The sequence below is a fragment of the Virgibacillus carmonensis genome, assembly GCF_057836705.1.
In genome coordinates this window covers 1-1,101 of record NZ_JBYQFJ010000080.1, presented here as the reverse complement: position 1 = coordinate 1,101, position 1,101 = coordinate 1, and the positions used below count along the sequence as shown (strand labels likewise).

The 1,101-nt window shown below is 37.3% G+C and carries 2 protein-coding genes; one reads left to right on the top strand and one right to left on the bottom strand.

Annotated features, from left to right (window positions below; all coding sequences use genetic code 11):
* Positions 1-38 precede the first annotated feature (38 nt).
* Positions 39-548, top strand: a complete 510-nt coding sequence (locus AC3G7N_RS20555; protein ID WP_489424026.1) for a plastocyanin/azurin family copper-binding protein — start codon at positions 39-41, stop codon at positions 546-548.
* 122 nt (positions 549-670) lie between these two features.
* Here the strand turns inward: AC3G7N_RS20555 and AC3G7N_RS20550 are convergent, their stop codons facing one another.
* On the bottom strand, positions 671-793 hold the full coding sequence (locus tag AC3G7N_RS20550) for a hypothetical protein (protein ID WP_489424025.1): 123 nt from the start codon (positions 791-793) through the stop codon (positions 671-673).
* Between the last annotated feature and the right edge of the window lie 308 nt (positions 794-1,101).

Here is a 1,101-nt window from a genome sequence, read left to right as displayed (position 1 = left end):
CGTTAGCTAAGTAACAACTAATACGGGAGATGGAAATAATGAGAAAAACGTTTTCAAGTTTATTTTTCCTTTTCATTATCGTGTTCCTTGCAGCATGTGGATCAATGGAAACGAATGAACAGGAACAATCGGATAATAAAATGATGGAACAAGAGGAAAGTGATTCTTCAACAAAAAATCAAGATGGTGCTACATCTAACATGAACGAAGAAAAGGAAAATACGAATGACGACCAGGAAGGCATGTCCGATACGGAAATGAAGGGGGAAAAGGTTACTGGAGAAGTAGCTTCCCCGCTGTTACCGGAAGGAAAAAGTGTGACATATACGTTTCCGAGCAAAGGTGTGTATCCAGTTTATTGTGATCCACATCCAACTATGAAAATGACTGTGAAAGTCGAAGAAGGTGCTCCTAAATCTGGGCATGTGGAATTAACGATTGAAGACTATGCGTACAGTAAAGACAAAGTAGTTGTTGCACCTGGAACATCAATCACATGGACGAATAAAGATCTTGCTGAGCATAATGTGCATATTACCGTAGAATAATTTTATAATGCGCACGCGATAAAACGAGTTGAAAAGGCTCGTTTTTTTCGTTATGAAAGGTTTTTTTCACTACAAGTCAGTTTTACTACAATCGAAAATGACCGCGTAAAAGTGGCATTATTCTAGCAAATAAAGGTTGCCATAAGTTGGATTGCTAATGAAATAACTAATGATCCGGCTGCAGTTGGACTTTTAGTTGCTTTAAGCGTAATTCCATGTCTAATTACGTCCTTTTTTACTGGCACACACAGACTAAATAGAAAGCACATATAAGTGATAGCAGATATATTCAGAGGACTAGTAGTCCTCATGTTTGCCATTTTACTTTTGGATGGTGGCCCTAATTCATGGCATCTTTATGCCGTTACAATTCTAATAACCGTCGGAAGTGATTTCTTTTTTCCAGCTCTCAAGGAACTTCTAAAAGATACTATTCCCGAGGATATCTTTTTAAAAACTGAGCTTAAAATCAACATGTTTACAATTGGCATCAATATTTGGCGCTGCATTTGCTGGATTTATTTTTGCTTATGTGTCTTCAACTAAGCAGATA